Genomic DNA, 26615 nt, shown 5'->3' with positions numbered 1-26615 from the left:
CACCCGTAACATGGGGCGGGCAAGTTGAGAGCATCCTTACGCACTCCTTGCCCGCCCCGACCGTCGGGATGCAAAGAAGTTGCATAAGGGCAGAGATGCTGCGCAGATCTTGCTCAATCCCCAGAACACCCGAATGAGCGCTCAAAGCCAACCCACGGTTGTTCACTTATTCGCAAATCACTCTCTTATGTCCTGCGGAGGGATCCTCCACCGGAAACCTATGTCCGGGGCTACGCGACTTTCAGGTCGCTCAGAGCCCAAGCGATGATGGTGTTTTCGAAACGGCCCAATTCGTGAGCGCCGTGGAGGAAGGCCTCCAGCTCAAATGCCCTGGCGTTGCCACCATTGGCCCAGTAACAGATCCATAACTCATCCAAGGTGATGGCCTGTTGCTCAATTAGCTTCAGCGCTGTCACGCACGGGTTGTTCATGGGTTCCCCCAGCCCAGCGGCTCAACACCGCCTGCAGGTCGACTCCGGTCCTTGCTTCTGAAGACCTTTCAATAATCCCAAAACACGCCCCGCCAGGCCAGTTCCAGGTCCCAGGCCCGACAGTGTGCAAGCGGTCCGGGGATGCGGGAACCGTCCGCAAACGCGGCCGCTAAGTTAAGCGAGCCTGTTATAGGGAAAGCCCCTTGGGAGGGGCTTTCAACGGAAACAGATGTATTTGCGTGAATTGGTCAGCGGTGATGCGCTCATCCTCTCCGGGCGAATCCTGCCCACACCGGTTTTAGTAGCAAGAGATTAATACGAGCGCCGGTTCCCATGCAAACCCCTCGTCCATCGTTCAGCCGAGCTCCGTCTACAGATCTCTGTCGCGCCCCGACCTCCTTCCCTGTAGCCGAAGAAGACCCACAGCTGGCCCGGGACACTCGGGCCTCTGCCCGAAGAAGGATCGGCTTACGGGCACCCCCAGGTCCCCTCCCCTGTAGCTGCAGTGGTCCTTGCAAAGATTTGTCCATTCCGCAGGGATGAAAGATTGCGCAGGGTGGTTTGATTGTGGGACGAATAGTGACCCGGAAAGCCCGGCGCTCCCGTGAGAGGACGCAAATGACAGACAAGCTGCACCTGACTCCCGCTGATCCCTTTCCTGAGGAGCTCAGCGGCATACCAAACGAAAAGCTGCAGGTACTCGACAGCCAGATCCAGCGGCAGCTGGACCGCGAAATAGTCGTTGACGGAGAGACGGACCCTGAAACGGAGTTCCGCCATTGTGAACTCGATGACGAGTTCGAAAGCAGAGAGCCAACCAGCGAGGTCTAGTCACGGGACCACTCCTCTCCCTAGAAGGATCAGGGCTCCTTCGCCGACAACAGAGGTCCGTTCCCCAAAAGGAACTGGACCCCTGCCGTATATACGGTCCGGGCAGCTTGGGACCCAGCCGTAAGGTCCGCTTCAAGTTCTACAACCAGGGCGGCCGAGGACGTTGGAAGGGCCTTTGGCGTGCCCGGTAAAGGCCCTTTACCGGGCACAGCGAGAAAGCAGACTGACGACGTTGCTCGACCTTGCGGCCCACCTCCGGCGCCGACGCCTCTCCCGCCTCCTACCAGGGCGGGGCACGGAACTGGAAGGCCTCCACCGCTCCCTACCGAATGGGCACCCCGTCTGTGCCGATCCCGCCCCGGGCACCTCCTGGCCGACCCGTGGGGAGCCTGTGTGGGCGGTTCCGGTTCCCGGGCCCCTAAAGGCCCTCGTCTGCTGCAGCAACGATGGTATTGGCCATGGATGCGTTATCCCTCGCGCCAAGGTCACGGACCAGGGCCAGCAACTCACGGCGCAGTGCGTCCGTGTCGACATCAGCGGTCGAGAGGACCAGACGCTCAAGTTCATGGGCCTTGACCAAGGCCGCGCTGCCGGCCTCCGTGATCGAAACAACCTGGCTGCGCCGGTCCGATCCGCTGCGTGCGCGGCTGATGTGGCCGTTAGACTCCAGGCGGATGAGCGTCTTGCCCATGGTCTGCGCCTGCACCCGTACGATCTGGGCAAGCGTCGCCTGGGTCACCGGCCCCGTGGCCGACAAGACATCAAGGGCGATGACCCCGGCATGGGACAATCCCATCCCCATGAGCTTCTCGTTCCAAGCATGTTCAACGAGCCGCGCAGCCGTGGACAGCAGGCGTCCAGTGGGCCAACGTTCCATGTCTGGCATAACAGCCAGTATACTAAGCATGCTTACAAACAGCCGCTCGCAAACCGTTCATCGCCGGAAATAACCGGCCCTACCCGGGCGATTCAAATCAGTCACAGGTCAATACCGCGGAGGACGTGGTGGGGACCGAAGTACTTATGGAGGCCTTCGATCCGCACCAGCGGTTTCTGGGTGGTGATCGTCATTTTGCCTCATCCTCCGGGAAGTCCATCTTCAAGGACGGCTCTGCTTCGGCACTTGGTGCCACGGCTGCGGCAGCCTTGGCGGCTGCGGGGTTGATGACCGCCGGCGCGAGGTTGGTGTCCACGACGATAATGCGCATTGCCTGGGGCAGGATGATCCGCCACATGATCTTGCCTTTGCCCAGGTTCGGCGGCTTCGTCATACGTAGAAAACCAGCCGCAGGTTGGGGCGCTGCTGACATTTCCAACTTCTGGTCATCACCTCAAACACGTCGGGTCGATGGCCATCCCCTGAGCTGCGCCAAACGTGTGTGGTTGGTAGCTCTCGGGCCCCGAAGTGCTCGGGAAACATCGGGCGGGCAACGGGCACCAAGCTCATTGATCGCTCGCTGCCCGACCATGTTATTTTCAGTGGCGCCCGAAGTCCTTGTGGGCCTGGGGCCGGATTCTGTGCTCCCGAGCGGTCGTTGAAGCTGCGCGCACGGCTGCCAGGGTCTCGCTGTCCACGAGCGGCCCGTCAGGCTTGGCGCGGCCCTTCGCTGTCTGCAGCGTCGGGCCGGCGTCATTGTCGGCCACGCGGTACACGACGTATTCGCTGACGCATCCGTAGTCGGTGGCCACGGCGGCGGCGTTGGCCGCGCAGATGGACTCCTGTGCATCGGCTGTGGTGAAGAGCGAGGCCGGGAAGGACTGTGGCACCCACCGGCCTCCCAGTTCGGCGTCACGGCCGGTGGCGATGCCGTTCTCGGCCTCAAGGTAGCCGCGTTCCCACCGCCCTAGGGTCCGGGCCTCGCTGACTGCCCGGGTGGTCTCGACGTCGGCCACTTTCACGTCGTACCCGGCGGCCTGCAAAGCGTCCAGCTGTGCGCGGGCGTTCTTCTCACCTGACAGCGTGCCATCAATGATGATGTTGTCCCCCCGGTCAAGGGCATCCCTGATCGCTTTCTTGGCCAGGATGGAGGATTCATTGTGGAACAGGGCCGCCAACTCGCGCGGGTAGAACTTCTCCCCCGCGGCTTCCAGCTCGCGCACCTCATCCGGAACCAGGTAGCTGTCATAGCTGCCGTCGGCAAGGGCCTTCACCAGCAGCTCGTCTTTGAAGTCATCGGGGTTGATGGACAACCAGTGCTCCGGGGCCGTCCGAGTCTGCGCGATGAGCGCATCCTGGGCCGTCCGAGTCTGCGCGATGAGCGCATCCTGGGCCGTGGACTTCCCCGCTCCCGGGGGGCCGGCAAGGACGATGGCCTTGCGGTTCCGCAGCACGTCCGGATACGCGGCGACGAAAGCCGCAAGGATCTCGTCGTGCAGGGCCCGTCGCTCCTGGCGCGGCTGCTGCCGCTTGACGTTGAACCATTCCGGATACTGAGTGGTCGCGTGCCGGGAATGGGCCGTCAGCGGTCCGCCATCAGCGCACAGACGTTCAAGATGGACACGGTGCGCGGCAGCCTGATCGTCGGTAGTCACGCTCTACAGAGTAGTCACGGCACGTCCGGAGCGTCCTCCGACGCGTACAGGATGATGTCGTAAGCGTCCCCGTCGATCAGACCCTTGTCGAAAGCCTCCCCCACCTCTTCAAATGTTCCGGGAGGGTCCGGGGGAAGGATCGCCTTCCACTCCATGGCCAGCTGTTCCGTGTTGTCGGGGGCTTTCACATAGGGCCATGCGGACAGCTGGCGGATCATCTCGTTACGGTCGATGTCGCCGGCTGCGTAACGCTCCGCGATTTCATAGGGGCTGGCTCCGCTGAACCCTTCCGGGATCGCCTGCACGCCCCTGGACTCAGCCTTCGTCAGCGCCTGGCTGATGGCGGACTGGGTGATGTGCAGGGCACGGGCTATGTCGCGCTGCGGCAGTCCTTGCTGCACCGCTTCCCGCAAGGCCCTCAAATAGTCCAGACGGCCCAGGTCCTCACGGGCCAACGCCCGGCGAGCCAGAGCAAGTGCGTGGTCGGGGCTGGTAATTGTCATATCCAAACCTCCTATATTAGTAATCTTATCAGGCTGACGTCCGGTCCTTCTGCTTGCGGATCGAATCCCGCAACTCGTCGCGCTCGGCCGGGAGACGGTCAGGCTCCGGTTTGAAAATGGTCACCGCTCTTCTTCGTCAGCCACAGCACGAGCCCCGTTTTGTCGGCGCGGAACGCTGCTCGCCCACGCCTCGGGAACACTAGCGGAAGCGCCACATCGGCGGGTCCTGTATGTATAAATAGCCACGCGGCACGACAATTCTCTGTCCGTGGGCCCTAAAAGGCACGCGTGCATGGCACACATCCGCGTCATGCACGCATCCGCATCATGCACACGTCTGGCATCCATGCGGGGAGCGGGCATTGTCGACGGAAAGGTGACAGGCCACCGGTGGTCATGTGCCCGAACCCGTTGCAGACGATGAAGGGGCGTGAAGCAACGGCGAAACAGCATCACCACCTCATGCCCGGAGTGCGGTGCCTGCCCGTATCCCGCGGGTGTTCCTGGGGCATTGCGGTGACGATGTCCATTGCCCGGCTGTCTGCGGATGCCGGGGTGAAGTACCTGCTGAAGACCACGGCCCATGGTGATGTGACGGTGCGCAATCTGACGGACTACTACACGAAAACTGGTAACCCGCCCGGTACCTGGCTGGGCAGCGGCATCGACGGCATCGGAGTAGTCCCCGGCACCGTCCTGACGGCGGATTCGGCGAAGGCGGTCTTCGAAGGAGCACTGCATCCGGCCACCGGTGAGCCGTTGGGTCACGGATACGGGCGGAGGGCCACCGTCCCTGCGGGGTCGGGTCCGAAAACCGGAACATCAACGCGTTGCCCCGTTGCCGGGTTCGACTTGACGTTCAGCGTTCCGAAGTCGGTCTCGGTCCTGTGGGCGCTCAGCCCGCAAGATGTCCGGGATCAGGTGTTCGCGGCGCACCACCGTGCCGTGGAGGACACCCTGGTCTGGCTCGAGTGCAGGGCCATAGGCACCCGGACGGGCCGCAACGGCGTGGCGCACGTCCCGGTCCGCGGAGCCATCGCCGCCGCGTTTGATCATTGGGAATCCCGGACCGGTGACCCGCAACTGCACACCCACCTGGTCATCGCCAACCGCGTTCAACGGATCAGCGACGGGGCGTGGGCCACCATCGATTCCCGGACCCTGTACAAGGCGGTGGTCGCGGCCAGTGAGCACTACAACGGCCTGCTCTTCGACGAGCTGCGGCGCAGCCTGGGAACCGAGACCGAGCTGCGGGCACCGGCCTCGGTCGCACGGAACCCGAGCCGCGAGCTATCCGGGGTCGATGCCGGGTTGATCACGGAGTTCTCCGCCCGGGCACGGATCATCGAACTCGAGAAGGACCGGCTGGTCCGGCTCTGGAATCTTGAACACGGGACCAATCCCTCCGACGCCACTGTCCTGAAGCTGCGGCAGCAGGCCACCTTGTCCACCCGGACGGCCAAGGACGCCCAACCCGTACCGCTGGCCGAGCGGCTTACTTCCTGGCGTCGCCGGGCCGAAGGCTTTGGCTGCACGCCGGAACGTTTGTTTGCCGCCACCGTCGAGCGGTCCGGCACCCGGCCCCTCACGAGTGCGGACCTGTCCCCGGAATGGCGGCAGGTCACCGGTCAGCTGGTGATGGACCTGGTCGCCCAAAAGCGCGCCACCTGGAACCGGTGGAATCTGCTCGCCGAGGCCGAACGCGTCTGCGCGGGCATCCGGATGGCCAGCCCGGCCGAACGCGCAGCGATGATCGAGGCCCTTGCCGACGCCGCCCAGACGTTCTCTGTCCCTCTCAACGACTACCGGTACGTCGCCCCTGACAACGCCCAGGCTGACGTCGCCGCCGACGGTCATACGGTTTTCGACCCGGTCACCGAGCGGGTCTTCACCAACACCCGTATCCTTGCCGAGGAGGAAGCCATCATGGCTGCCAGCCACGCCACCGACGCGCCGGGCTTGGAGCCCTGGGATGCCGTCGACGCCGTCACCGCCACGCCCGGCAGTGCGGGGCCCGTCCTGTTCGTGGACCAGCAGGACGCCGCCATCCAGATCCTGAGCAGCCGGCGCCGTCTGGACGCGCTCACCGGCCCGGCCGGGGCGGGGAAGACCGCCACCATGAAGGCCGTGAGCGATGGCTGGCAACAGGTCCACGGCCCCGGCAGCGTGGTCGCCGTCGCCCCGGCCGCCGTGTCCGCGGACGTCCTCGGCGACGCGTTGGGACTCGGGGCGGAGAACGTGACGAAATGGCTCTACGAATCCAACGGCCCCGGAGCAGCAGACCGAGCCCGCCGCTACCTCCTCGCCGAACACGCCCTAGAACATCCTCTGGTAGCTGGCCCGACGCAGGGGTGGCGGCGGCAGGCGGCACAGGTCCTTGCCACCGTCACCGCCGAACAGTCCCGCTGGCAGCTCCGCCCGGGCCAGCTCGTCATCATCGACGAGGCGTCCATGGTTTCCACCTACCAGCTCGCCGTCCTCACCGGGATGGCGGTCGCGGCCGGGGCGAAAATGGTGTTGGTCGGTGACCCGGCCCAGCTGGATTCCATCGACGCCGGCGGGATGCTCGGCTGGCTCGACCGCACCGGCCGGGCAGTACGGCTGACCTCACTGCACCGCTTCAGTCATGCTTGGGAAAGCGCCGCCTCGCTCCAGCTGCGGGCCGGGAACTGGGACGGGATCCTGGAGTACCAACGGCACGGCCGGATCCAGGCCGGAAACGACCACCGGATGATCGAGGCCGCCTACGCGGGATGGGCCTCCGACGAGAAAACAGGGATGGCCTCCATCCTCATCGCCCCGGACAATCACACGGTGACCGTCCTCAACCGGCGCGCCCAGGACGACCGGGCCGCCACCGGAGCCGTTGACACCCGGCACACCGTGCCCCTGGCCGACGGCCTCACAGCCGGTTGCGGGGACGTGATCCTGGCCCGGCACAACGACCGAAGGATCAGGGACAGCATGGGCGGGTCCATCCGCAACGGCACCCTCCTGACCATCACCGCACAGCCCAGCAAAGCCGGCACCGTTCCATGCGTCAGAAAAGACACCGGCGCCACCATCAACCTTGACCGGAACTACCTGTCCCAGTTTGCGGAATTGGGGTACGCAACCACAGCGCACCGGTCGCAGGGAATCACCGTCGACACCGGCCACATCGTCGTCACCGAAGGCAGGCTCACTCGCGAACTGTTCTACGTCGGCATGACCCGCGGCCGGACCACCAACACCGCCTACGTCGTCGAACCCGACACCGACGCGGACGAACGAATTGATCCGACAGCTCTGCCTGGCTGGCCGGAGATCCTCGGCCAGGTCCTGGCCGCCGAGGGCGCCGAACACACCGCCCACGAAACCCGGCAGGAACTCCAGGACAGCACCGATACCCTCCACCAGCTCGCCGCCGAGCACGACTACCTCACCCAACTCGCCGCCGACGAGGACCTCATGGATTTCCTCACCAGCAACGTCCCAGGTTCGGCCGGGGATCTGCGGCGCTCCCCGGCATGGGGCCCCGCCGTGGCCGCCTGGAAGCGGCTGGCAGCACATGACCGGAACCTGGCCGAACACGAAGTAATCAACGCAATGACGCCCCGCGGCGAAGTCCGCGACCTGACCGCCATCATCCACAACCGGCTACGCACCGCCGCCAACCGACACGAAGCACCCGAAGGGCTCCTCCGGTGCCCCAGCAACCGACCAGACCTGAGCAACCTTGTTACCCAGGTCGAACAGCGCATCCGCAACCGCGCCAAACACGTGGCCACGCGCACTCCCACCAGCCAGGAACCATGGGTGCAGAATCTTAACTCACAACTCCAGAACATCCCGGACCCCGACCGGCGACGGCGAACGCTCCAGGAAATCCTCATCTACCGGGACCGCTGGGCCATCACCGACAACACCAACCCGCTCGGAACCCCTGCAAGCTGGGAGGAACCGGACAGGCAAAACCAACGCCAACGCGTCGAGACCAAGCTCTCCCCTGCTGCCCAGACCCGCACCAGCCCCGCCACACCAACAGTGCCCCCCTCCCCGCCGTCCCCCTCGACACTGGACATGGGTCTGCGGATCTAGAGTTAGACGTCGCACTTCACATCGCCGGCCGAACATGCCGACCGCTCAGAAAGTTGAATCCTTTCGATAACGAGAAGCTAAAGAATCTCACGTCAGCGGAATGACCGTGCTCAGAGTCGATGCTTTGGAGCCCATCGGTCGCATCCCATTTGATGCCTCTTACAAAAGCCCACGTGGACTGCAGGCACGAGATATCGGGGCGCGCTCCCTGGCAACAGCTGCTACTGGCGAAGACTTTCCCGTTCGAACGTGACCCGTCGGTTTGGAAGAGGGGGCGATTCAGCGCCGCTGGGGGCCTCCATCAAAGTCTTCGGCCGTGGGCACTTTTTGGGCACATTTTGGGCACATCCGATGTAAAAACGGGTGATTTGAGGTAACCAAAATCCTTGAATTCTAGGGCTTTTTCATGCCCTGATTGGGGCTGAAAAGGTTTCAAATCCCACCGTCACCGCCAATGAAAACCCCCGGAATTCCGGGGGTTTTCTGGCTCATCGCATTTGAGGGTGTAGCCGGGGTCTGAATCCGCCGGTCTCGAGCAGTGATCGTGCGACGTAGTTGGCCAGGTTTCGGAAGCCGAGGGCGGAGCCGCGGAGGTGTTCGAGGCGGCCGTTGAGTGCTTCTGTAGGCCCATTGCTGGTGCCGGGCCGGTCGAAGTATGCGAGCACGTCCCCTGCGCGGCGTTTCAGCGTACGGCCCAGCGTAATGACTTCGGTCAGCGCAGCGGGAACACCGGCGCTGATCGCGCCGATCAACGCTTGCATGAGCTGTTTGCCCCGGGTCCCATCGGGTTCGCGGTAGGCGGCGATGACGCGCTGGTAGATCCCCCAGGTCGCTTCGACCTCGGCATGGTTGTCCGCAACGAACAGAGCCTCCAGCCTGCCCTTCTGCTTCTCGGTGAGCAGATCGTGCCCGGTGTGCAGGGTCCGGCGGGCGGTGTAGAGCGGGTCACCGGACCGCCCGCGGTGCCCAATGCTCTGCTGCTGAACGCGCTGACGGCACCTGTCCAGGGCATCGCCGGCAAGCCGGACGACGTGAAACGGATCCATGACCTCGACCGCGTCGGGGAGCTCCTCGGCCGCTGCGGTCTTGAACCCGGTGAACCCGTCCATCGCCACGACCTCGATCCCGTCCCGCCAGGCCTTGGGCCGGCCGGCAAGCCAGGCTTTGAAGACCTGTTTGGAGCGGCCCTCGACCATGTCCAGTAACCGTGCCGGTCCGGTCCTGTCGCGGACCGGGGTGAGGTCAATGATCACGGTGACGTACTTGTCCCCGCGCCGGGTGTGCCGCCAGACATGCTCATCGACGCCTATCACGGCGACCCCGTTGAACCGGGCAGGGTCCTCGATCAACACCCGCTTGCCCTCGGCAAGGATCGCGCTGTTCGCGGTATGCCAGGACACGCCCAGCCCTTCGGCAACGCGGGCGACGGTCAGGTGCTGGCACACAATGCCCTCCAGCGCCCAGCGAAGCCCGCGACGGGAGATCTTCGCCCGCGGCTCGGCCGCTTTGGAGAGGTCCTGCCGCCACACCCGGCCGCAGCCGGTGCACTTGTAGCGCCGGACCCTCACCAGCAGCGTCGTCGGCCGCCAGCCCAATGGTTCGTGCGCGAGGGGCCGGGTGACCGTGCCTCGGGCGATGCCCTGCGCACCACACGAACGGCACCAGTCGTCAGGATCAACGGCACGGCATACCAACACGGCCCGGCCGGGCCCGAGAAGCTGCCCGGAAGCTTCGAGCCCAAGCTCATCAAGCCGGCAAAACGTAGTCAGGTCAGGAGGCAGGAAGGTAGCGTTGGACACGTCGAGGTCTTCCGGATGGGCAGTGTAGGAACTTCCATCATCGGAAGACCTCGACCTCTATCCGGGAACCGACGCGCCCACCCCGGCTACACCCTCAAATGCGATGAGCCGGTTTTCTGCATTCCCAGGAGCTTCGTGGTGCATTTTTGGTGCATTTTTCGCGTACTGCACCCTGAACGGGATGCCTATGCACGCGCGCGAGCCGTGGCGCCTGTCCCCGCGGCGGCGCCAGGATCCTTCACCTTAGAGATGGAAGCTCGATGTGGGCAAGCCTCTTCACGGCTTCGGGAGTCACCCTACCCCGTTCCCTGTCCAAGGCCACCCTCAACTGCGCTGCCAGGATGTTACGGCGCACGTGGAGAGCCATTTCTCTCCGTGACGCCGGATCCGTCCGGAGCTTCCAGTCAGGAGTTCTCAACGTGACGAAGGGTGACGGCAGCTTTGGGGGCGTTAGCTGTGCAAGTCGTACTACCGCCTCCGGCGTCTTACGTCCCTGAACCTCGTCGAGGGTAATCCGAAGTTGGCCCCCCGGATTCCCCTCCGTATACGCAGAATGGTTTGCTTCCTGGACGCGCGGGCCTCGTGATCCACATCAGACATTGCCTCGCCCCTCTCAGCTGCGCGTTCATCATTTCAGAGAGGAATGCGACAGCCAAGGGCACTCTTCAATGCCGACTCTTCCTGTCCCGGCGCGGAGGACTTAACTCGGGCCACCCTTCCGCTCTATAGCTTTCGTCAACCCGCGCAAAACCACCGCCGCGTCCCGCAAGAGTTCTGGCGGGACCTCGCCAACCCCCCTGTGGACTACTCGATTCCGAAGCTCGCGCATCGCCTCCAATTCCGTAAATTGCTTCGGAGAAATCAGTCCTCGATCGCGAAGTTGTCGCAGCAGGGTTGATAACGGTGGCAACCTATCTTCTTCGAAAACAGCAACATCCTTCAGCATATTTTCAAACAAAACCCATGCAGTGACGAACTCCCCGAGGGCCAGCTTTCCTGGTGAGCCGGTTTCTAAACTTGCAATCGTGGTGCGTTTTCGATTTGTCGGATTGCGCGAAGCGGCCATAGCACTGAGGAACGCCTTGTAGCGCGCTTCGTTGCCCGACAGCATGAGATCCGCGAGTTGAGCAGCCACGGGCCGCCGCTCGAAGTCTTGCTCCAGCCGATGAAGATACGGTGTCACTGACGAGGCAGTCGCCGAGCGTTGCTCAGCCAGGTAGTCAAAGAGCACATCTATGCGACCCAAAGTCGCATCAGTAAGGTCGACGCCCAGCGCCGAAAGGCGCGTACGGAGGAACTCAGCTAGTTCGTAGTGGTTTCGAAACGGTGTCTCGGCGGCAGTTAATCTGGCATCGCCGGCTTGCTGAAGCTGCTCGAGGGCGATCTCTCCGGCGAGGACTAGACCATTGAGTTGGTCAAGAAGTGCGTACTCTGAGGCCGAAAGTTCGCCTTCCAGCGGCTTGTACACCAAGTCGTGCTCGACTTCAGACCATGCATGCATGAGAACGGATGCCACCTGGACTTCAATAAGTGCCGAAGCGTAGCGCTCTTGGCCCGCGCTCAAGCGGGACTCCGGAATGTTGACCCGGAAGTGTCGAGCACCATATCCGGAGAATCGCTGCCGATGCGCCGCGGCTCCCGAAGCTGCCTGCGCGCCGTCACCGCTAGGCACATCTGGCTCGGACTCGCCGGTCTTCCTACCATCCGCGTCACTCTTGGAGGGAAAATGCTTATCCTTCTGGACGTCAAGTGTCGTTCGAATTACTTGCTCCACTTCATCTGGTTGGGTCCCCGGGTAGGAGTCCAGTGTTTGTGTGAGTTTCGTGTCCGAGAATGGACGCAGGAGGAATTTCACGAATCATGGCACGCAGACACACCCCCGAGCAGGTCATCGCGAAGGTCCGGCAGGGCCAGAAGATGCTCAATGACGGACGCCCGATGGTCGAGGTCATCAAGGAGCTCCAGGTCACCGAGGCGACCTGGTACCGGTGGCTGAAGGAGTACGGTTCCGAGAAGAACGCCGAGGCCTCCAGGCGGACCAGAGAGCTGGAGAAGGAGAACGCCCGGCTCAAGCGGTTGCTGGCGGAGAAGGAACTGGCCATCGACATTCTCAATGAGGTGGCGAAGGGAAAATTCTGAGCCCCGAACCGCGCCGCCGTGCCGTGCGCATGGCGGTGGAGAAGTTCGGGGCGTCCGAACGCTTCGCCTGCGCGCTTCTGGGCCAGAACCGGTCCGCGTTCCGCAAGAAGAAACCCGACATGGGATTCGAGGAGGCGCAGCTGCGTGCGGACCTGAGGGCCGTGGCCGTGAAGCATCCCGCGTGGGGCTGGCGGAAGGCCCGCTGGCATCTGCTGGCCCAGCCGGCATGGGCTGGTGTGGCACTGAACAAGAAGCGGGTGCGCCGGCTCTGGCGTGACGAAGGGCTCACGTGCAAACCCAGGGCGAGGAAGAAGAGGCGCACCGGCCCCGGCGCCGGGGAACAGAAGCGTCTCACGGCCCAGTACCCGATGCACGTGGTCAGCTTCGATTTCCAGTCCGACGTGACCTCCTGCGGCCGACACATCCGGTTCTTCAATGTCATCGACGAATACACGCGCACGGCGCTGGCAGTCATTCCGCGCCGGTCCTTCAAGGCCGCCGACGTCATCGCGGTGCTGGAGGACATCATCGCCGAAACCGGCACCGCCCCGACGTACGTCCGCTGCGACAACGGGCCGGAATTCACCGCCGCAGCGCTGGTCGGCTGGTGCAACACCGCCGGGGTCGATACCGCGTTCATCGACCCCGGATCACCGTGGCAGAACGGCTTTATCGAGTCGTTCAACGCCCAGTTCAGAAGGGAACAACTCACCGGAGAAATCATGGACACCATGGCCGAGGCAAGGTATTTGGCCGAGGAATGGAAAGCTATCTACAATCATGAACGGCCCCACGGATCCCTGGATGGCATGACGCCGAATCGGTACTGGGAGAACTGGACGCAAGAAAACCAATTAGCTATCGCATAGACGCTGGACTGCTAACGGGGACCCAACCACATCCATCTGTCCGGGGAAGTAGAGTGCTACGCGAACGCCAGCCCGGTCAGCGATGTCGTCGCTGATCTCCGCGACAGACTTGTACGGCGCCTGACGGGCCCGCGCATGCAACTTATCAACAAGTCGATCAACCGATTTAGCCCGACTAGTGACGATTGCGCGCAAGCCGGAGCTGGCAAGTTCGGCCTCCAGTAGGCCACGAGCCGTGCGCGCCGACGCCTCCCAAAAGTCGAACTGCCGCTCGTACTCACTTATGAAGTCATCAATGACTCCCACACTTACCCCCTAGAAACGGTTTTCGCTTTTGGAAGTCTATGGTGCAAAACAGCTGATTCCGCATAACCACAGAGGAACGCTCCCCGACCTCGCCGTGGTGACGCGTAGCGTCTAGTCGCGGGCCCGTTGGGATACTGTTCTCACATGTCCCCAACGTCATCCATTGAGTTGGCACGCGATGCTCGAGTGGGACGGACAAGCCAGTGATGGGCGCATTGTACGCACGCTCCTTGGGGTCACCCTACCGAGCCATTCGCACGCATTGGCACCATCCACTGGGCCGACCAATCGGTCCAAGGACAACGAAGTCGCGTCAGGCTTACGCTGAGTCAGAACCAGTGAATGATGCCACCTACATCCTCACTGGCTTACGGGCACAGACTAGGTGGACTCGAGCAGAAGATTTACGGCAGCGAGTTCCTCAGATGTGAACACATCCTTGTTCTCGGACAGTAAGTCGGCGGGTGTGCGACCTGTGTGGTCTCGAGCGCTGCGATTGGCGCCGCCCTGGCAGAGAGCTTCGATAGCTGAGACATTCCCGCGGACGATCGCTTCGTATAGCGGTGTGGCCCCGCCGTCACCGGCGGCGTTCACATCCGAACCGGCCGCGAGGAGAACCTCGACCGCCATGCCACCAGCCCCAACTGCATAGTGCAATGCAGTGCGTCCGGTGTTGTCGCGCCTCGCCACATCAGCACCGGACGACAGGAGAAGCCGTGTCAGAACAAGCCTGGAAGCGTCATAGAAGGGCTCAGGCTCGTCGACTGACTCCATCAAGGGCGTCATATCGGCAACGGTGTCGGATCCGTAATTGTCAACCGGGGCACCGGCGTCCAGCAGTTCGCGGGCGAGGGCGACGTTGTCGCTCCATACGGCGAACCCCAAGGTGCGTGGGGTGCTCGGCTTCGAGGGCATGTTCTAAGCATCCACCAAGAGTTGCTTCTCGTGCGTAGGTGCGCCCCAATCCCTTCAGGCAGATTTTGTTCAGAGCGTCGAGAGCGTCCGGTAAAGGATCCCTCACCGGAAGGGAGAGGGAGCGCCCTCCTGTGGCGGTTCGGTCCAGTCCATCGTCTCGAGGAAGGGATCGTTTCGGATCCTACTTATTAAGCGCTCGGAGCCGCTTACTTTTGTACCTTGGAGGTCGTAATCAGTTAGGACGAACCAGGTGCGGTCGGCCGACCACCAGTTCGTGGGGGTAAACCGGTAGTCGTAGTCATTCCGTTCCAGGAGCGTCGGAAGTGTGCCCAAGCGGCCGCTCCAGAGGTGATAAAGGTCTTGGGGATCCATTCCCGTCGGCAAGCCAGCCATGAAAGCGAAGCACTCCGTGTCCCTGCCTGTCGCTTCGAAGGAGGCGATCGCGCCTATAAGAGCTGCGAAACTGGCAAGATCCATCGATCCTTCCGGCGGCGGCTGGATGGAGATGCCAAGAGCCGGATGGGAACCAGCGGTATCCCGGGGGTGTCCGGTGGGGGCCATTTAGGCTGTGCCCTTCTCTAGCCAGATAATCCGCCCAGGTTAACCGTGACCAGCCGGGGCCGGGGTCAGAGGCGCACCCGAGGGGGATGCCGGCATCGGTGGTCATTTCGTCCATATTGACGTCGCCGATCATCGCCGGCTCGGCGCCAGCGGTGTGTCGGCGCAGCTTCAGGTCCTCGTAGGTCCCCAAGTCGTGGAGTCGAGGATCTTCGTACATGGCGTGGAGCACCCAAACTGATGCCGGCCAGCCTGCCAGATCCAGGCCCGTGCAGACGTCCAATTCCGGCTGTTCAAGCAGCCACGCGAGTTCCCGCTCCTGATCCGCCACGCGCCCCATCAGTGCACGCGAAGGCTCCGGGCCCGCACTCACCTCCCACATCCCATGCCGAAAGCATAGAGGACCACGATGCACACGGTTCGCCGTGCCGTTAGCCGATCCCTTACCGGGCATCCATTCGGCCTTCCGCTCCATTCGGTTGGATTGTCCCTACGGGTAGCGGGCACTCTAGCTAGGAAGCTAACTGATTGTTTACCGTGGCAATCAGCATTTTCACTGTTACGCGTGATCCGGTGCGCGAGAGGACAAAGCCAGAGTGGTTCGATTATGGCCGCGGTGGTAACCTCCCGATCCGGAAGATGATGGTCCCTGGAGCGAGGCCAACCGTGCGTCCACAGGCCGTAAGGAACCTCGTACTCTCGGAGAGAAACTCGCCATGGAAGATGTACGATCAGATCCATCCAAAGGAAAAGTAATCATGGATAAACTCGGCGATCCACGATACGCCGATGGCGCATGGCAAAAGGTTGAACGAATTTTCAATCTTTACAATGGTGAGAGAATCAACATCCACTTTGTGAGAGATGTTGCCAGGAAGCTTGCCGATGATTTCAAGTTCAAATGGTGAACTCAAACTGCGTAGGAGAAGCATGAAGATCCTGACCAAAACCTTCGAGGGTTGTGTCGCCGCGGGGCTTGAAGACGGTGAGATTCATGGTCTCGCCTTCGAGGCACCTTACAGGCTCTGGGCGGTTGGCGGCCGCGGCCAAGAGGTCTCATATTTAGTCTCGCCTGATGAATTTCCTGCACAGATGCCCCCCTCGCTGGTACCGCTCTGCTGCCTTTGATCCGTGCGAAATAACTGCATCCCCCTACTGGGCCGTTCGAAGTCCCGCAGACTTCGTTTTGGGGTACGACTCGATGTCGTGGGACTGGATGGTAGGAGATGCCTACCTAGTACTTCCACAAGACAGGTTGCTTCGTTTGGTAGACGTTGAGCCCGAAGCCATGCAGGGCTTTATTGAGCATGCTGTCAAGGCTTCGGTTCAAGACGAAAAGTGGACCGCCCGGGCCCGCGTAGATGCAATTGCGGGGGATCTTAAGTCAGATGAGGTCGTAGAGGCTCTGGCTCTAATTGAGGCTAAAGAGTTTGAGCTGTTCGAACAATTCATAGAGGAGCTCGAACTACGAGGCGGCCATGCTGACGGAACAGCGGGGACTTCCGGCTGATCTATTCAATTCATAACCAACGTTGCCTGGACAGCGATCGCCAAGCATTGGGTTTGGCGAGAGAAACGGCGTTGCCTTAACAACTAATGTGCGTCCCTGGGCCACCCAAGGCTTGACCGGACGACACTGCCGGAAGTCCAGCGACAGTACCCCCAGAAGGTCGACAGCATCCTTACGAACCTGCTTGCGTTTACACGCAACAGGCGCTACATCGTGGCATGAAATAGACCGAAGGCCAATGCGCACCCCCTTGATTCCGCAGTTTCTGGGACAGAAGCTTTCGTCGACTGAGCTACTCCCGCCGCTCGTCGAGCGGGGAGCTGATCGCCTGCGCGCATCTCCCGGCATGACGGGAGATGATGACTATTCCCAGCGCACACTGGCGATTCCGACGAACGCAGCCTCCGTGGCAAGGCAGTGATAGTTGAGGCATCGGTAAGTGGGCGGCCTAGAATCGTCGCATGGGTCTCCTAACCTTCAGCATCAACGTCACCCTGGATGGTTGCGTCGACCACCAGGAAGGCATCGCCGACGACGAGACGCACGCCTACTTCACCCGCCTCATGGACGAGGGGGGTGCAATGCTCTGGGGCCGCACCACCTACGAGATGATGGAGAGCTACTGGCCGGCGGTCGCCCGCGGCGACGAGGACGCGCCGCCTGCGATGCGCGAGTGGGCGCTCAAACTGGAGGCCAAGCCGAAGTACGTTGTGTCGTCGACGCGAAGCGACTTCCCGTGGACCAACAGCCACCACGTGGTCGGCGACCTGCGCACGGCGGTGCAGGATCTCAAGGATGCGACTCCCGGCGGGGTGCTCGTCGGCAGCGGCAAACTTGCGACAGAGCTGGACCAGCTGGATCTGATCGACGAGTACAAGTTCCTTGTCCATCCCAGGATTGCCGGCCACGGCCCCACCCTGTACCAGGGCGGACTGCCTAGCACCCGTCGCCTCGATATGATCTCGGCGGAGCCGCTCAGCAACGGCGCGGTCGCCTTGCACTATCGACGGGCTGCTTGAGGGTGGCCGCGTCGTAAGCGCATTCCGGAACGAAGGAGGGTCAGGACGGCACCGCCCTGACCTGAGGCTATGTGTCGCTTCCGCGGGAACCGAGTCCGGAAACAGCTTCATCGTCCCGGTCGCGCCAGGCATCTTTGATGGCATTCTTTACCGCGCGGTAAATAACTCCATATAGGCAATAGAGGAATATTGCCAAAAAGATCACCGGTACAAATAGCGTTAAAGTAAGGTCCACGTTAGGGAGCTCCTTAGATCGGCTGGGAAGACCTCCGCAGGACATCGCCCTGGCAGTTATTCAGCGTAGCCTCCTGCCCCATCCGCCCGGCGTCCATTTGTGCCTATGCTGGGCCAATGGCGAGCGAATCATCGACGACGCCGGATGCGCGGCGCCTCCTCGCGGCGCTGGCAAACACCCAAGCCCGGAGAGTCTTCGCGGAGATCAGCGTCGGCGGAACCCCGGGCAGCTCGCTCTCGCCGGCAAAACTCGAACGGGCGCTCACGCTCCTGAACCAGGCGGGGCTGGTCGAGGCGGTCGAGACCGAAGGCGGTGTCCGCTACCGCATCCGCGAGCACGCCTTCCGGGACGCGCTGGCGGGCCTCTCGTCTGCACCCAGCCCGTCCGGCGTCGAGCGCTTCTTGACTGCGGATGGCCGCATCGACCGCTATCCTGCGCGGGAGGCAGACCGCCTCAGGCTCCTCGCATGGGTAGCGACGCGCATCCTGGACACCGGCGAGCGCATGGCGGAACGGGAGCTCAACGAACGCCTCGCCCGGTTCACTGGAGACGTGCCCATGCTCCGGCGTTACCTCGTGGACGCCGGCATCGTGAGCCGCATGCCCGACGGATCGGCCTACTGGCTGGCCCTCAAAGAAGTCGCCGACGGCGGCCCCTAAAGTTCCCGGGCATTCGCCAGGACCGGAAGCTTGCCCCGGACTCCCTCCACAACAATCGGATCGACGTCGACGACGGCGAGTTCCGGCATTTCGCCGAGGGTCACCATCACGGTACCCAACGGCGAGATCACAGCACTGTGCCCAATGCCTGTGGGCGCCGTGCCGGTGGCAGGCAGGCCGACACTGGCGGGATTGCCTTGGCCGCACGCCACCACGAAGGTGGTGCTGTCCACTGCGCGGGCCCGCACCAGCAGCTCCCACTGCTCGGCCTTGCCCTCGCCGGCGCCCCACGAGGCGCAGACGATGTTGACCTGCGCTCCTGCCCGGGCGTTGGCGGTGAAGAGGGCTGGGAATCGAACGTCGTAACACGTGGCAAGGCCGAACACGGTGCCGTTGAGTTCGAAGGTTACGGGCGACGTCCCGGCGTCGACCGAATCGGACTCCGCGAAGCCGAATGCGTCAAAGAGGTGGATCTTGTCATAGGACGTGTCCACCCCTGGGCCGGTGACCAACAGGGTGTTCCGGACCCGGCCGCCCTCGCCCGGAGTGAACATTCCCACCACGACGGCGATGTCCAGCTCCCGCGCAAGGCCGCGGACCGCTGTGGCCCATGGTCCGTCCAACGGTTCGGCGATGTCCGCCAGGCTGTTGCCGAAGGCGCGCATCGCCGCTTCGGGGAAGACCACGAGTTCGGCTCCGGCGGCTTTGGCGCGGGTGGCGTATTCTCGGATCAGTTCCAGGTTGGCAGCCGGATCGGCTCCCGTGATGATTTGTGCCACGGCTAAACGCATGAATTTACTCCAAATTGTTGTATACATGATGTATGCGAAAAAGTTCGGGGACTGCGGCGTCCGGCCGCGAGAAGGCATACGCGTACCTGCGTGAAAATATCCTGATCGACCCCGAAGTCCAGGGGAAGTTCCTGAACGAGCAGGAACTGGCCGCGGAAATCGGCGTCTCGCGTACGCCGGTGCGTGAGGCGCTCCTGCTGCTCGTCTCGGACGGCTTGGTGGAATTGATTCCCCAGCGCGGGGCCTACGTTCCCCCGGTGACCGGCCGGGAAATGTCCGAATTGATGGAATTGCGCGGGATCCTTGAAAGCCACGCTGCCCGGCTGGTCATCGAGCAAGGCCGGATCCCCGCCGGGACGATGCAGGAAACCCTTGACCAGCAGGCCAAGCTTCCCGAGGAACTGAGCCCGGAAGCGGCCCGCGAGTTTATCCGCCTGGACACGCTGTTCCACCAGCAGCTCATCGACGCGGCGGGCAACGAGCTGATCTCCCGGACGTACAGCAAGCTCCACGTCCGGCAGATCCTGGTAGGCGTCTCCGCGCTGTTCCGTACCGGAGGCCGGCGCGAGCAGGTGTGCGCCGAACACCAGGGCATTCTCGACGCCCTGATGTCCGGCGACGCGGCGAAGGCGCAGAAAGCGATTGACCATCACCTTGCGGTGACCCGGGACATCCTGCTCCGGACTTAAGGCAGTTTCTGGCTGCCCAGCGCAGCTTGCCGAGATGCTCACGACTTCTCCCGAGGGTCAGCGGGTTTCAGCGGCCGCGGACGGCTGGCTTGCCGCCGCAGATCCTTCGAGCAGCAGGCGGTAGTCCTCATCCTCCACAGTGTCGGAGTCCCGGCCGAGCGCCAATCCCACGACGGTGACGACGGCGGCCACGGCCACATAGATGGCAACCGGAATCCAGGTGCCGAACTGGGACAGCAAGAGTGTGAACATCAAGGGTGCGATGGCGCCCCCGATCACGCCGGCGAAGGTATAGGCCAGCGAACTTCCCGTGGACCGAAGCCTCGGGGAGAACTGTTCCACGATGAAGGCGGCCTGCGGTCCGTACATGAAGGAGTGCGCCATGAGGCCCAGGACAATTCCCACGATCAGCAGCGGCTCGCTGTGCCCGCCCAGGATGCCGAAGAAGACGAAAGTCCACACGGCTCCGATCACTGCCGCGATGCCGTAGACGAGGCGCCGGTTGAAGCGGTCGGAGACGGCACCCGCCAGCGGGATCATGAAGAGCTGGAATGCGGAGCCGATCAACACGGCGGTGAGGACCTGGCTGCGGTCATAGCCAAGCGTCTGGATTCCGTAGCTCAGGGTGAAGACTGTGAACAAGGCGTACAGCACGTCCGGGCCCACCCGGCACAGGGTGGCAGCGACGAGCGGCCGGAGTTCCTTGCTGAAGACTTCGCGGACCGGAGCGTTGGACTGCTCACCGTGCGCCTCGATGGCCTTGAAAATCGGGGTGTCTTCAAGCTTGAGCCGAATCCAGAGACCGAAGCCCACCAGCACGGCCGAGACCAGGAAGGCGATGCGCCAGCCGAAGCTGATGAACTGCGCTTCGCTGAGGGTAACGGTCAGGACGGCCAGGATGCCGTTGGCCAGGAGGTTGCCGGCCGGCGGTCCGACCTGGGCCGCCGAAGCCCAGAAGCCGCGCCGCTGGGGATCGCCGTATTCGCTGGAGAGCAGCACTGCGCCGCCCCATTCGCCGCCGACGCCCACGCCCTGGGCGAAGCGCAGCAACACAAGGATGATCGGGGCCGAAATCCCGATGCTTCCATAGCCCGGTAGCGCCCCGATCAGCACCGTGGCAACGCCGATGATCATCAGCGTCGTCACCAGGACTTTCTTACGGCCGATGCGGTCACCAAGCCGGCCGAAAATGATGCCACCCACCGGTCGGGACACGTAGCCCACGGCGTAGGTCGAGAACGCCAGGATGGTCCCGGTCAAGGGGTCCGATGACGGAAAAAAGACAAGGGGGAACACGACGGCGGCCGCGGCGGAGTAGACGGCAAAGTCGTACCACTCGAGCGCGGTGCCGGTGAGACTTGCGGCAAAGGCCTTGTACAGGCCTTTGGGATGCATCGGCTTTCCCGGACGCGGCGCTGCGCCGGAAGCCGGAACTGGAACGTTGGCCATGGGTTTCCTCCACGAGAAGTTTACGGTGACGCCTGCCACACTGGCGTTAAATGTATACATTACGCATACTGGTTGTACATTGGCGACTGTTTCCGGTTTCCGGTTTGAAAAATTTCTCCAGCAGGACACGCAAAGGATGGACAGAAAATGACGACTCTGAGCTTTGAACTTCCCGATGGCACCACACGGAATGTCCAGGTCAAGCACCTCCTGAACGCCGGCTACGCAGGGCGCGAACAGGAAGAAGTGCAAGCCCACATCGCCGAGCTGGCCGAACTCGGCGTTCCCGGTCCCGCAACCACGCCGGCACTGTACCCCGTGTCGCCATACCTGGCGCAGCAGGTTTCCGAAGTCCGCGTGCAGCACGGCAGGACCTCGGGCGAAGCGGAATGGGCGCTCGTGATCACGGAGGAGGACGTGCTCCTGACAGTGGCGTGCGATCATACGGACCGCGAACTCGAAGTCCATGGCGTGGCATGGAGCAAGAACGCCAGCCCGGACGTGTTGGGTCGCAAAGCCTGGCGCCTGGATGACGTCCGCGACCATTTGGACAACATCACGCTCAAGGGCTGGGTAGGCGACGGCGAAACTCCGGACACCCTGATCCAGGACAGTTCGCTCGAGGCGCTCCTCAGCCCCGACTACTGGCTGGGGGTCCTGGCGGAGCGTGGGCTGAACCAGCCGGGCACGGTCCTCATTTCAGGAACGGTTGCGATGAAACAAGGGGTCGACCAGTTTGCCCGCAGCTGGAAGGTGGAAATGACGGACCCGGTGACCGGCACCTCGGTGGACGCCCAGTATGTTGTGGAGAAGATGGCGGAGCCCATCGGCTGAGTCCGGTTCCGCCGTCGTCCTACCCGAATCTCCATTGTGGGCGCCGGGGGCCGGGCTTACGCTGGGAGAGGCACAAGCGGTTGGCACTACTACCGCGTTGAGAGGGCGCTGCATGGACGCCAATTCCATCACCGACACCTTCCACCGGCCCCTGCGGGACCTGCGGATTTCCGTCACGGACCGGTGCAATTTCCGCTGCGTCTACTGCATGCCCAAGGAGATCTTCGGGCGCGACTTCGTTTTCATGCCCCGGGACCAGCTGCTGACGTTTGAGGAAATCACCAGGCTGGCGTCGATCGCGGTAGGGCACGGGGTGCGGAAGATCCGGCTGACCGGCGGGGAACCCCTGCTGCGGAAGGACATCGAGGAACTGGTCCGGATGCTGGCCCGGCTGCGCACTCCCGACGGGCTGGCACCGGACCTGGCCATGACCACGAACGGCTCAGTCCTCGCTCAGAAGGCGCAAGCCCTCAAGGATGCCGGGCTGAACCGGGTGACGGTCTCGCTGGACTCCCTCCGGGAGGAGACCTTCCAGGCCATGAACGACGTCGGCTATCCCGTGGCCAGGGTCCTGCACGCCGCGGAGGTTGCCCAGGCCGCGGGACTCGGGCCGGTGAAGATCAACATGGTGGTCAAGCGCGGGACGAATGACCAGGACATCCTTCCCATGGCTCGCCACTTCAAGGGGTCCGGGTTCATCCTGCGGTTCATCGAGTACATGGACGTGGGTGCGTCCAATGGCTGGAAAATGGATCAAGTGGTCCCCTCCGCCGAGATCCTGGCCCGCATCGGCGCGGAGTTCCCGCTGGAGCCCGTGGCGCCGAACTACCCCGGCGAGACCTCGGATCGCTGGCGCTACGCGGACGGCAGCGGCGAAATCGGTGTCATTTCCAGCGTGACCCAAGCCTTTTGCCGCGGCTGCACCCGGGCCCGGCTCTCGGCCGACGGGAAGCTGTTCACATGCCTCTTCGCCACAGCCGGGACGGACCTGAGGGCACTCCTGAGAGACGGCGCGTCCGACGTCGAGCTTTCGACGGCGTTGTCCGCACTGTGGGGCGGCCGCACTGACCGCTACTCGGAACTGCGCAGTTCGCACACGCCTAAAGACCCCGCAGCGGCACACAAGATCGAGATGTCGTACATCGGCGGGTAGCCGAGCGGGCCGGAGCCCTGCCGGTGACCCTATGCTGGTGCCATGACGCAGACGTCGATCAGCTCCGCGACAGCGCTGGCCGAAATGCTGGCCGCCACCGGCTACCTCGCCGACGACGGCCTGGCCACCATCGGCTACCTCGCCCTGAGCATGGAACGGCCGCTGCTGCTGGAAGGCGAACCGGGCACCGGCAAGACCTCCCTAGCCGAAGCGCTGGCGGAAGGGTTCGGGCTGCCGCTGATCCGTTTGCAGTGCTATGAGGGAATCGACGCGTCGCAAGCGCTGTATGACTGGGACTTCACTGCCCAGATCCTGCATCTGCGCAGCGTGGAGGCCAGCGGCGGCTCGGGAATGGGCACGCGGCTGAGCGTGGCCGAACTGGAAAGTTCGCTGTACGACAAACGGTTCCTGCTGGCCCGCCCCATCCTGAAGGCGCTGCAGCAAAGCCCGGCCGTGCTGCTCATCGATGAAATCGACCGGGCCGACGACGAGTTCGAGGCGTTCCTGCTGGAGGTGCTCTCCACCTACCAGGTCTCCATCCCCGAGTTCGGCACCGTCAAGGCCGACACCCCGCCGATCGTGGTGCTCACCTCCAACCGGACCCGGGACCTGCACGATGCGCTCAAACGCCGCTGCCTGTACCACTGGATCGACCACCCAGGGCTGGCCCGCGAAGTGGAGATTGTGCGGACCCGGCTCCCCCAGGTGCCCGAGCTCCTTGCCGAGCAGGTGGTTCGCGCGGTCCAGCAGATCCGGGTCACCGACGACGTGCTCAAGCCTCCGGGCGTTGCCGAGACCCTGGACTGGGCCCGCGCGCTGCACCAGCTCGGCCGTGCGGAGTTGGACTTGGCCTCGGCGGCGGCCAGCATCGGCGCGCTGTGCAAGTACCGCGAGGACACCGAGCGGGTCTCGGCGGCCTTGGCCCGGATGCTCGGCTGAGCGCATGCCGCCGGCAGGACAGATCACCCCGGGAGGGCACAGCCCAGGCCACAGCCCAGACACGGGCACGGGCCACAGCGCCGAAGAGATCCTGTTGGCCTTTGCTGCCGCCGTGCGTGCGGCCGGCGTGAAAGTGACCGCGGACCGCTCGCTCAGCTTCGTCGACGCCGTCGGCAGGCTCGCCCTGGATCGCCGTTCGGACGTCTTCTGGGCGGGCCGCGCCACCTTGTGCGCCTCGCCGGAGGACCTGCCCGCCTACCAGCGGACGTTTGAGGCCTGGTTCGCCGTGGAACATTCCGCCGCCGAGCGCCGGGAAAACTCCGCGACGGCCGTCAGCGCCGCGTCTTTGGACAACGACGACGGCGGGCCGGAAGGTAGGCGCGAACAGTTGCGGGCGCTCGCCAGCCGCCGTGAGCTGCTGCGGCACCGCGATGTCGCCGTCCTGGACGACGCCGAGCGGGGCCTGCTGCGCCGGATGTTCGAGGAACTACCGGTACGCCTGCCCACCCGCCAGACCAGGCGCAAGCACCTCGACCGGCACGGCGACGTGGACCGCGTGCGGACCCTGCGCGACCAACTGCGCCGCGGCGGGGAACCCGGACCGCTGCGCCGTGCCCGGGCTCCGCGTAAACCCCGCCGGATGGTCTGGTTGATCGACGTCTCGGGATCGATGGCGCCTTACGCGGACAGCCTGTTGCGTTTGGCCCACCGGGTCGTGGAAGCCGCCCCGCGCCAAGTCGAGGTGTTTACGCTCGGTACCCGACTGACCCGCGTGACGGGCGCACTGCGGGTTCCCGACCCGGACAATGCCTTGGCCCTCGCTGGCCGCGCCGTCCCCGATTGGTCCGGGGGGACACGGCTTGGAGAGGTGCTGGGGGCGTTCAACGACCGCTGGGGGCAGCGCGTGATGGTGCGCGGCGCCGTCGTCGTGATTGCCAGCGATGGCTGGGAGCGGGGCGACCCCGCACTGCTGGGACGGCAGGTCGAACGGCTGCACCATCTGGCGCGGCGGATCATTTGGTCCAATCCGCACCGCGGCAAAGCGGGATATCAGCCGCTGCAGCGGGGAATCAGGGCGGTCCTGCCGCACGTTGACTTCTTTATAGGGGGGCACTCAATGCAGAGTTTCGAGGAGTTGTTGGACGTGGTTGCCAATGCGTGAAGTCTTGGACGATCTGGTCGCAGCCATGGCGGCCGGCCACACAGTAGGACTCGGAACGGTGGTGCGCACCTTCCGCTCCGCACCGCGGCCGGCCGGAGCCGCCATGATGGTCGACGCCGACGGCAGTGCGGTGGGCTCGGTGTCCGGTGGGTGCGTCGAAGGAGCGCTCTACGAACTGGCCACCAAGGTGGTCGAGTCCGGCAAGCCGGTGCTGCAGCGCTACGGCATCAGTGACGACGCCGCGTTCGAGGTCGGCCTCACCTGCGGCGGGATCCTGGATATTTTTGTGGAACCGCTTTCCACTGAGCTCTTCCCGGAATTGCCGCAAGTAGCGGACGACGTCGGTGCAGGCCGCCCGGTTGCCATCGTCACCGTGATCGAACACCCCGATCCGGCGTGGCTGGGCCGCCATTTGGTGGTCCGCCCGGAAGGGTTCGTCGGCTCCCTCGGCAGCGAGCGTGCCGACCACGCGGTATCCGACGATGTCCAGGGCCTGCTGGCCGCAGGCCGCAACGCCACCCTCATGTACGGACCGGACGGGCAGCGCCGCGGCGAGGGCATGCGCGTTTTCGCCCTCAGTTTCGCCCCGCAGCCGCGGATGCTGGTGTTCGGTGCGATCGACTTCGCTGCCGCCGTCGCGAAACAAGGCACTTTCCTGGGCTATCGGGTCACGGTCTGCGACGCCCGCGCGGTTTTCGCAACGGCTGCCCGGTTCCCGCAGGCCGACGAAGTAGTGGTGGAATGGCCGCACCGCTACCTGCAGGCGCAGATCGCTGCCGGCCAAATGGATGAACGCACGGTGATCTGCGTGCTGACCCATGATCCAAAATTCGACGTTCCGCTCCTGGAGCTGGCACTGCGCCACAACGTGGCCTACGTGGGCGCGATGGGATCCCGGCGCACGCACCACGACCGGCTGGAACGGCTGCGCGAAGCCGGCTTGAGCGAGGCCGAATTGGCCAGGCTCTCCAGCCCGATCGGCCTGGACTTGGGATCCCGCACCCCCGAAGAAACGGCCGTCTCCATCGCCGCCGAAATCATTGCGTTGCACTGGGGTGGCGGCGGCGGACGATTGAGCACCATGGAGGCCCGGATCCACCACGAACCCACGGTTGAAGCGGACCACGAGGATGCAGGGTACGAACTCAAGCCGGGCTAGGGCATTCGCGTTCTCCGAGGAGTAACCTGTGTCACATCAGGACTGGATGCCGA

Annotated in this window: 24 protein-coding genes; 13 read left to right on the top strand and 11 right to left on the bottom strand. The window is 63.7% G+C overall.

What is annotated here, in order from left to right; translation table 11 throughout:
* Positions 1–230: 230 nt before the first annotated feature.
* Positions 231–416, bottom strand: a complete 186-nt coding sequence (locus OIT41_RS02465) for a hypothetical protein (protein WP_264637349.1) — start codon at positions 414–416, stop codon at positions 231–233.
* A 633-nt stretch (positions 417–1049) separates the two neighbouring features.
* On the opposite strand from OIT41_RS02465, the gene OIT41_RS02460 reads away from it, so the two are divergent.
* On the top strand, positions 1050–1262 hold the full coding sequence (locus OIT41_RS02460) for a hypothetical protein (RefSeq protein ID WP_264637348.1): 213 nt from the start codon (positions 1050–1052) through the stop codon (positions 1260–1262).
* Positions 1263–1680: 418 nt separating this feature from the next.
* Here the strand turns inward: OIT41_RS02460 and OIT41_RS02455 are convergent, their stop codons facing one another.
* From OIT41_RS02455 to OIT41_RS02440, 4 genes are all read right to left on the bottom strand, one after another.
* Positions 1681–2148 carry a MarR family winged helix-turn-helix transcriptional regulator gene (locus tag OIT41_RS02455; RefSeq protein ID WP_264637347.1) on the bottom strand — a complete coding sequence of 156 codons (468 nt, stop codon included), beginning with the start codon at positions 2146–2148 and terminating at the stop codon, positions 1681–1683.
* A 181-nt stretch (positions 2149–2329) separates the two neighbouring features.
* A complete protein-coding gene (locus OIT41_RS02450) occupies positions 2330–2533 on the bottom strand; it encodes a hypothetical protein (protein WP_264637346.1) in 204 nt (67 codons plus the stop codon).
* A 205-nt stretch (positions 2534–2738) separates the two neighbouring features.
* Positions 2739–3794, bottom strand: coding sequence for a zeta toxin family protein (locus tag OIT41_RS02445; RefSeq protein ID WP_264637345.1), 1056 nt, complete (start codon positions 3792–3794; stop codon positions 2739–2741).
* 14 nt (positions 3795–3808) lie between these two features.
* Entirely contained in the window at positions 3809–4297 is a 489-nt protein-coding gene (locus tag OIT41_RS02440) for a MarR family transcriptional regulator (protein ID WP_264637344.1), read from the bottom strand.
* Between the two features lie 522 nt (positions 4298–4819).
* Between OIT41_RS02440 and mobF the strand changes: the two genes are divergently transcribed.
* The gene (gene mobF / locus OIT41_RS02435) at positions 4820–8377 is read left to right on the top strand and encodes a MobF family relaxase (RefSeq protein WP_264637918.1); all 3558 of its coding nucleotides are present in this window, start codon (positions 4820–4822) and stop codon (positions 8375–8377) included.
* 488 nt (positions 8378–8865) lie between these two features.
* On the opposite strand, the gene OIT41_RS02430 is transcribed toward mobF, so the two are convergent.
* Together OIT41_RS02430 and OIT41_RS02425 are read right to left on the bottom strand one after the other, a co-directional pair.
* The gene (locus OIT41_RS02430) at positions 8866–10176 is read right to left on the bottom strand and encodes an ISL3 family transposase (protein WP_264637343.1); all 1311 of its coding nucleotides are present in this window, start codon (positions 10174–10176) and stop codon (positions 8866–8868) included.
* 700 nt (positions 10177–10876) lie between these two features.
* The gene (locus OIT41_RS02425; RefSeq protein WP_264637342.1) at positions 10877–11950 is read right to left on the bottom strand and encodes a hypothetical protein; all 1074 of its coding nucleotides are present in this window, start codon (positions 11948–11950) and stop codon (positions 10877–10879) included.
* 86 nt (positions 11951–12036) lie between these two features.
* Between OIT41_RS02425 and OIT41_RS02420 the strand changes: the two genes are divergently transcribed.
* Positions 12037–13184 (top strand): IS3 family transposase gene (locus OIT41_RS02420; RefSeq protein WP_241711096.1). Its coding sequence is split into 2 segments (ribosomal slippage): positions 12037–12310 and positions 12310–13184, totalling 1149 coding nucleotides; the frame shifts between segments, so codons are not numbered across the junction.
* Positions 13185–13871: 687 nt separating this feature from the next.
* Here the strand turns inward: OIT41_RS02420 and OIT41_RS02415 are convergent.
* Entirely contained in the window at positions 13872–14405 is a 534-nt protein-coding gene (locus OIT41_RS02415; protein WP_264637341.1) for an ankyrin repeat domain-containing protein, read from the bottom strand.
* Positions 14406–14507: 102 nt separating this feature from the next.
* Positions 14508–14882 carry a hypothetical protein gene (locus tag OIT41_RS02410; protein WP_264637340.1) on the bottom strand — a complete coding sequence of 125 codons (375 nt, stop codon included), beginning with the start codon at positions 14880–14882 and terminating at the stop codon, positions 14508–14510.
* Positions 14883–15721: 839 nt separating this feature from the next.
* Here OIT41_RS02410 and OIT41_RS02405 point away from each other — a divergent pair.
* The 4 genes from OIT41_RS02405 to OIT41_RS02390 all read left to right on the top strand — a co-directional run bounded on the left by OIT41_RS02405 (position 15722) and on the right by OIT41_RS02390 (position 18386).
* Positions 15722–15871 carry a hypothetical protein gene (locus OIT41_RS02405; protein ID WP_264637339.1) on the top strand — a complete coding sequence of 50 codons (150 nt, stop codon included), beginning with the start codon at positions 15722–15724 and terminating at the stop codon, positions 15869–15871.
* 167 nt (positions 15872–16038) lie between these two features.
* A complete protein-coding gene (locus OIT41_RS02400; RefSeq protein ID WP_264637338.1) occupies positions 16039–16473 on the top strand; it encodes a hypothetical protein in 435 nt (144 codons plus the stop codon).
* Between the two features lie 461 nt (positions 16474–16934).
* Positions 16935–17492: a dihydrofolate reductase family protein gene (locus OIT41_RS02395; RefSeq protein ID WP_264637337.1), complete on the top strand. Its 558-nt coding sequence runs from the start codon at positions 16935–16937 to the stop codon at positions 17490–17492.
* Between the two features lie 351 nt (positions 17493–17843).
* Positions 17844–18386 (top strand): DUF2087 domain-containing protein, encoded by a 543-nt coding sequence (locus OIT41_RS02390; RefSeq protein ID WP_264637336.1) that lies wholly within the window; start codon positions 17844–17846, stop codon positions 18384–18386.
* On the opposite strand, the gene OIT41_RS02385 is transcribed toward OIT41_RS02390, so the two are convergent.
* Complete coding sequence (locus tag OIT41_RS02385; RefSeq protein ID WP_264637335.1) at positions 18383–19177, bottom strand: carbon-nitrogen hydrolase family protein; 795 nt, start codon at positions 19175–19177, stop codon at positions 18383–18385. The genes OIT41_RS02390 and OIT41_RS02385 overlap by 4 nt on opposite strands.
* 32 nt (positions 19178–19209) lie before the next feature.
* Between OIT41_RS02385 and OIT41_RS02380 the strand changes: the two genes are divergently transcribed.
* A complete protein-coding gene (locus OIT41_RS02380) occupies positions 19210–19866 on the top strand; it encodes a GntR family transcriptional regulator (protein WP_264637334.1) in 657 nt (218 codons plus the stop codon).
* Positions 19867–19923: 57 nt separating this feature from the next.
* Here the strand turns inward: OIT41_RS02380 and OIT41_RS02375 are convergent, their stop codons facing one another.
* The gene (locus OIT41_RS02375; RefSeq protein ID WP_241709662.1) at positions 19924–21315 is read right to left on the bottom strand and encodes an MFS transporter; all 1392 of its coding nucleotides are present in this window, start codon (positions 21313–21315) and stop codon (positions 19924–19926) included.
* Between the two features lie 147 nt (positions 21316–21462).
* Between OIT41_RS02375 and OIT41_RS02370 the strand changes: the two genes are divergently transcribed.
* The 5 genes from OIT41_RS02370 to OIT41_RS02350 all read left to right on the top strand — a co-directional run bounded on the left by OIT41_RS02370 (position 21463) and on the right by OIT41_RS02350 (position 26562).
* Positions 21463–22149 carry a DUF2848 domain-containing protein gene (locus OIT41_RS02370; protein ID WP_078106644.1) on the top strand — a complete coding sequence of 229 codons (687 nt, stop codon included), beginning with the start codon at positions 21463–21465 and terminating at the stop codon, positions 22147–22149.
* A gap of 112 nt (positions 22150–22261) precedes the next feature.
* Positions 22262–23302, top strand: a complete 1041-nt coding sequence (gene moaA / locus OIT41_RS02365) for a GTP 3',8-cyclase MoaA (RefSeq protein ID WP_078106645.1) — start codon at positions 22262–22264, stop codon at positions 23300–23302.
* A 42-nt stretch (positions 23303–23344) separates the two neighbouring features.
* Positions 23345–24241, top strand: a complete 897-nt coding sequence (locus tag OIT41_RS02360; protein ID WP_078106646.1) for an AAA family ATPase — start codon at positions 23345–23347, stop codon at positions 24239–24241.
* Positions 24242–24245: 4 nt separating this feature from the next.
* Complete coding sequence (locus OIT41_RS02355; protein WP_264637333.1) at positions 24246–25403, top strand: vWA domain-containing protein; 1158 nt, start codon at positions 24246–24248, stop codon at positions 25401–25403.
* Positions 25396–26562, top strand: coding sequence for an XdhC family protein (locus OIT41_RS02350; protein ID WP_264637332.1), 1167 nt, complete (start codon positions 25396–25398; stop codon positions 26560–26562). Before OIT41_RS02355 ends, OIT41_RS02350 begins: the two co-directional genes overlap by 8 nt.
* Positions 26563–26615: the final 53 nt, after the last annotated feature.

Origin of the sequence: Arthrobacter sp. YA7-1 (genome assembly GCF_025960325.1) — a bacterium.
In the GTDB taxonomy this organism is placed as follows: Bacteria; Actinomycetota; Actinomycetes; order Actinomycetales; family Micrococcaceae; genus Arthrobacter; species Arthrobacter bambusae_A.
Note: the sequence above shows the minus strand (reverse complement) of the source record. Positions and strands in the feature narration are given on the sequence as shown.

Bases quoted from the DNA above. Each gene is read 5' to 3' on its own strand.
- OIT41_RS02460 (WP_264637348.1), top strand. From the start codon at position 1,050: ATGACAGACAAGCTGCACCTGACTCCCGCTGATCCCTTTCCTGAGGAG.
- OIT41_RS02455 (WP_264637347.1), bottom strand. From the start codon at position 2,148: ATGCCAGACATGGAACGTTGGCCCACTGGACGCCTGCTGTCCACGGCT.
- OIT41_RS02450 (WP_264637346.1), bottom strand. From the start codon at position 2,533: ATGACGAAGCCGCCGAACCTGGGCAAAGGCAAGATCATGTGGCGGATC.
- OIT41_RS02440 (WP_264637344.1), bottom strand. From the start codon at position 4,297: ATGACAATTACCAGCCCCGACCACGCACTTGCTCTGGCTCGCCGGGCG.
- mobF (WP_264637918.1), top strand. From the start codon at position 4,820: ATGTCCATTGCCCGGCTGTCTGCGGATGCCGGGGTGAAGTACCTGCTG.
- OIT41_RS02415 (WP_264637341.1), bottom strand. From the start codon at position 14,405: ATGCCCTCGAAGCCGAGCACCCCACGCACCTTGGGGTTCGCCGTATGG.
- OIT41_RS02410 (WP_264637340.1), bottom strand. From the start codon at position 14,882: ATGGATCTTGCCAGTTTCGCAGCTCTTATAGGCGCGATCGCCTCCTTC.
- OIT41_RS02405 (WP_264637339.1), top strand. From the start codon at position 15,722: ATGGATAAACTCGGCGATCCACGATACGCCGATGGCGCATGGCAAAAG.
- OIT41_RS02400 (WP_264637338.1), top strand. From the start codon at position 16,039: ATGAATTTCCTGCACAGATGCCCCCCTCGCTGGTACCGCTCTGCTGCC.
- OIT41_RS02395 (WP_264637337.1), top strand. From the start codon at position 16,935: ATGGGTCTCCTAACCTTCAGCATCAACGTCACCCTGGATGGTTGCGTC.
- OIT41_RS02390 (WP_264637336.1), top strand. From the start codon at position 17,844: ATGGCGAGCGAATCATCGACGACGCCGGATGCGCGGCGCCTCCTCGCG.
- OIT41_RS02385 (WP_264637335.1), bottom strand. From the start codon at position 19,177: ATGCGTTTAGCCGTGGCACAAATCATCACGGGAGCCGATCCGGCTGCC.
- OIT41_RS02380 (WP_264637334.1), top strand. From the start codon at position 19,210: ATGCGAAAAAGTTCGGGGACTGCGGCGTCCGGCCGCGAGAAGGCATAC.
- OIT41_RS02375 (WP_241709662.1), bottom strand. From the start codon at position 21,315: ATGGCCAACGTTCCAGTTCCGGCTTCCGGCGCAGCGCCGCGTCCGGGA.
- OIT41_RS02370 (WP_078106644.1), top strand. From the start codon at position 21,463: ATGACGACTCTGAGCTTTGAACTTCCCGATGGCACCACACGGAATGTC.
- moaA (WP_078106645.1), top strand. From the start codon at position 22,262: ATGGACGCCAATTCCATCACCGACACCTTCCACCGGCCCCTGCGGGAC.
- OIT41_RS02360 (WP_078106646.1), top strand. From the start codon at position 23,345: ATGACGCAGACGTCGATCAGCTCCGCGACAGCGCTGGCCGAAATGCTG.
- OIT41_RS02355 (WP_264637333.1), top strand. From the start codon at position 24,246: ATGCCGCCGGCAGGACAGATCACCCCGGGAGGGCACAGCCCAGGCCAC.
- OIT41_RS02350 (WP_264637332.1), top strand. From the start codon at position 25,396: ATGCGTGAAGTCTTGGACGATCTGGTCGCAGCCATGGCGGCCGGCCAC.